The organism is Bradyrhizobium sp. (assembly GCF_049798375.1).
GTDB lineage: Bacteria > Pseudomonadota > Alphaproteobacteria > Rhizobiales > Xanthobacteraceae > Bradyrhizobium.
The window spans coordinates 1-4127 of record NZ_JBARGP010000731.1 but is presented as its reverse complement, the minus strand read 5'-3'; the positions used below and the strand labels follow the sequence as shown (position 1 = coordinate 4127).

At 63.4% G+C, this 4127-nt stretch carries 4 protein-coding genes; 1 reads left to right on the top strand and 3 read right to left on the bottom strand.

Going from position 1 to position 4127, the window contains the following annotated elements; translation table 11 throughout:
* From frc to WA702_RS28260, 3 genes are all read right to left on the bottom strand, one after another.
* The coding region (gene frc, locus WA702_RS28270) for a formyl-CoA transferase (RefSeq protein WP_425113836.1) at positions 1 to 884 on the bottom strand (884 nt) is incomplete at its 3' end.
* A gap of 64 nt (positions 885 to 948) precedes the next feature.
* Positions 949 to 2682, bottom strand: coding sequence for an oxalyl-CoA decarboxylase (gene oxc / locus WA702_RS28265; protein ID WP_425113835.1), 1734 nt, complete (start codon positions 2680 to 2682; stop codon positions 949 to 951).
* Positions 2683 to 2778: 96 nt separating this feature from the next.
* Positions 2779 to 3510, bottom strand: a complete 732-nt coding sequence (locus tag WA702_RS28260; protein WP_425113834.1) for a GntR family transcriptional regulator — start codon at positions 3508 to 3510, stop codon at positions 2779 to 2781.
* A gap of 186 nt (positions 3511 to 3696) precedes the next feature.
* Between WA702_RS28260 and WA702_RS28255 the strand changes: the two genes are divergently transcribed.
* A partial coding sequence (locus tag WA702_RS28255) for an acetate--CoA ligase family protein (RefSeq protein WP_425113833.1) occupies positions 3697 to 4127 on the top strand: 431 nt, incomplete at its 3' end.

The following is a 4127-nucleotide window of genomic DNA, read 5'->3' as shown; positions in this document are numbered from 1 at the left end:
GCGTAGTTCGGGTCGGTCTTCCAGGTGGGCTCGCCGATCACGTCGCAGATCTTCTCCCAGACGGGCGCCTGCGTGATGAAGTAGATGTAGGCGTTCGGGTCGGTCTCCCAGCCCTTGCACTTCAGGATGCGGCCGGGCTGGCCGCCGCCGGAATCGTTGCCGGCGCGCGGCACGGCATCGCCAAACGGAATGCCTTCGCCGAACTGGCTGTATTCCTTCAAGGGGCCGCGCTCGAGGCGCTGCTGGTCGCGCAGCTTGACGCGGGAGAGGTTGAGGACACCGTCCTGCATCGCAGCCGTGACGCGCTGGCCCTTGCCCGAATGCGTGCGCTGATAGAGCGCGGTGACGATGCCGAGCGCCAGATGCAGGCCGGTGCCGCTATCGCCGATCTGCGCGCCGGTGACGAGCGGCAGGCCGTCGCGGAAGCCGGTGGTGGAGGCGGCGCCGCCGGTGCACTGCGCGACGTTCTCATAGACCTTGCAGTCTTCGTAGGGACCAGGACCAAAGCCCTTGATCGAGGCGACGATCATCTTCGGGTTGATCTGCTGGATCTTCTCCCAGGGGAAGCCCATGCGGTCGAGCACGCCGGGGCCGAAATTCTCGACCAGCACGTCGCACTTCTTGATCAGCTCGGTCAGGACTTCCTTGCCCTTGGGGTTCTTGGTGTCGAGCGTGATCGAACGCTTGTTGTGGTTGAGCATGGTGAAATACAGGCTGTCCACGTTCGGGATGTCCTGCAACTGGCCGCGGGTGATGTCGCCCACGCCGGGACGCTCGATCTTGATCACGTCGGCGCCGAACCACGCCAGCAGCTGCGTGCAGGTCGGGCCGGATTGCACGTGGGTGAAATCGAGGATGCGAACGCCCTTGAGCGCTTGGGTCATGTGTTTCTCTCCATCTGCGAAATGGTAGGCCCGCAGGGCGCGGGCGTTGATGAATGGGCGGGGCTTACTTCTTCTTCTTCAGCACGCTCTGCGGATTGAGGTTGCCGATGCGGCCGCTTTCCGAGCCTGCTGCCGGATCGATCACCGCGTTGATCAGGGTCGGCTTGCCCGAATCCATCGCTGCGTTGACGGCGCGCTTCAGCTCGTCCGGCGAGGTGGCGTTGACGCCGACGCCGCCGAAGGCCTCCATCATCTTGTCGTAGCGGGCGCCCTTGACGAACATGGTGGTCGCTGGATCGCTGCCGCCCGTATTGACGTCGGTGCCGCGGTAGATGCCGTCATTGTTGAAGATGACGATGCAGATCGGCAAATCGTAGCGGCAGATGGTCTCGATCTCCATGCCGCTGAAGCCGAAGGCGCTGTCGCCCTCGACCGCGATCACCGGCTTGCCGGTCTCGATCGCCGCGGCAATCGACGTGCCCATGCCGATGCCCATCACGCCCCAGGTGCCGACGTCGAGCCGCTTGCGCGGCTGGTACATGTCGATGACGCCGCGGGCGAGGTCGAGCGTGTTGGCGCCTTCGTTGACCAGGATCGCGTCGGGACGCTCCTTGATGATGGTGCGGAGCACGCCGAGCGCGCCGTGATAGTCCATCGGCGAGTTGTTGTTCATCAGGCGCGGCGCCATCTTGGCGACGTTGTCCTCGCGCTTCTTCTGCACCGAGGAGGTCCACTCGGCAGGGGCCTTCGGCCAATCCTTGCCCATCGCCTCGGTGAAGGCTGAGACCACCGAGCCGATGTCGCCCACCACGGGCGCCACGATCTCGACGTTGGAGTCCATCTCCTTCGGCTCGATATCGACCTGGATGAATTTCTTCGGCGTATCGCCCCAGGTCTTGCCCTTGCCGTGCGACAGCAGCCAGTTGAGGCGGGCGCCGATCAGCAGCACGACGTCGGAGTCCTTCAGCACCGTGGAGCGCGCCGCGCCGGCGCATTGCGGATGCAGATCGGGCAGCAGGCCCTTGGCCATGCTCATCGGCAGGAACGGCGCGCCGCTCTTTTCGACGAAGGTCTTGATCGCCTCGTCGGCCTGCGCGTAGGCCGCGCCCTTGCCGAGGATGATCAGCGGACGTTTTGCGCTCTTCAGAACATCGAGCGCGCGCTTCACTGCCGACGGGGCAGGGATCTGCGCCGGCGCCGGGTCGATCACCTTGACCAGCGACGCTGCGCCGGCCTGCGCGTTCACCACCTGGCCGAACAGTTTTGCCGGAAAGTCGAGATAGACGCCGCCCGGGCGGCCCGACACGGCGGCGCGGATCGCGCGCGCCAAGCCGATGCCGATATCCTGGGCGTGCAGCACGCGGAAGGCGGCCTTGCACAGCGGCTTGGCGATCGCGAGCTGATCCATCTCCTCATAGTCGCCCTGCTGCAGGTCGACGATCTCGCGCTCCGAGGAGCCCGAGATCAGGATCATCGGAAAGCAGTTGGTGGTGGCGTGCGCGAGCGCGGTAAGGCCGTTCAGAAAGCCGGGCGCCGACACGGTAAGGCAGATGCCGGGCTTCTTGGTGAGGAAGCCGGCGATCCCGGCCGCATAGCCCGCACTCTGCTCGTGACGGAAGGACAGCACGCGCAGCCCTTCTGCCTGCATCATGCGGCCGAGATCCGTGATCGGAATGCCGGGCACGTTATAGATGGTCTCGATGCCGTTCAGCTTGAGCGCGTCGATGACGAGGTGAAACCCGTCGGTCAGCTCTTCGTGGGTGTCCGGTGCCTCGGTCTTGATCGCGGTCTGCGGCATGCGCCTTGTCTCCCTGGTCTTCTTGTGAAGGCGCTCTAGCGTCTTCCGTTGTGAACCCTTCCGGCTGACGGATCAGCCGAACAACTAATTAAACAACTAATTGAATAACTCTTGGCCGTGGGTCTCGACGTAGGTAGCGAGGGCAAGGGTGTGATCGCGTGCGCGCTTCTCGGCGAGCTCGGTGTTGCGCTCTTCCAGCGCCTCGATGATCGCCAGATGCTCGGGCATCGAGGCCGCGATGCGCTCGGTGCGGCCGATCGTGAGCTGGCGGTAGCCGCGCACGTGCAGCAGGATGTCGTTGGTCATGTCGACCAGGACAGGCGATTCCGACAGCGAGATCAGCGCCTGGTGAAAGGCGATGTTGGCCTTGGAATATTCCTCGATGTGATCCTGCGGCAGGCGGTCTTTGCCGAAATCCTTGAAGAAGTCGCGCAGGTCGGTGATGTCCTTCTTGCGCGCGGTCGTGGTGATCAGGCGCGCCGCCATGCTCTCGAGCGCGGCCCAGGCGCGGATCATGTCGACGATCTCGCTCTTGGTGCGCTTCACGACGACGATGCCGCGGCGCGGCACGGTCTTGACGAAGCCGTCCTGCTCCAGCATCGCGATCGCCTCGCGGATCGGCGTGCGGCTGACGCCGAGGCGCTCGGAGAGGGCGCGCTCATCAAGCATCACCGGTTCCGGGGTCGCGTAGATGTCCATCTTCAAGATGGCTTCGCGCAGGGCGCCATAAGCCTTGTTCTTGAAGCTCGTTTCCGGGGCGATGCGAGCGATCGCGATGTCTGCCTCGGCCATGATCGGCAACGCCTTGGTTGGTTTCTGCGTGGACAAGACCAAACTCCTCTGGTGGGAGAGGTCTCTTTACAGCATATTCGCTCTAAGATTTTTGGCATACCAGATGCCAGACTGTCAAGCTGCGTGATTTTTCAGCGTTTCCACACCTTCGACACGCTTGACAAAGTTTGGTTCTGGCATACCAAATGCCATAAAACTATAGACCCCTCAGGAGGAAGCCAGATGTCTGATGCCGCCATGCCCGATAGCAAGGCCACGATCCGTAAAGTTCTCGACCAGGTCAGGGCGGACAAGCGCACCAGCCTGACGGCTCCCGAGGGTAAGATCGTCTGCGATGCCTATGGCATTCCTGTACCGAAGGAAGGCGTCGCGAAGTCGGCGGCCGAGGCTGCGAAGATCGCCTCCGAGATGGGCTTCCCTGTCGTGATGAAAATCGTCTCGCCGGACATTCTGCACAAGACCGAGGCGGGCGGCGTCATCGTCGGCGTCAAGACCGCGGACGACGCCCAGAAGGCTTACGAGACCATTCTCGGCAACGCCAAGAAGTACAAGGCCGACGCCAAGATCGAAGGCATCCAGGTGCAGCAGATGCTGACCGGCGGCCTTGAGGTGATCGTCGGCTCGATCACCGACGGCTCGTTCGGCAAGCTGGT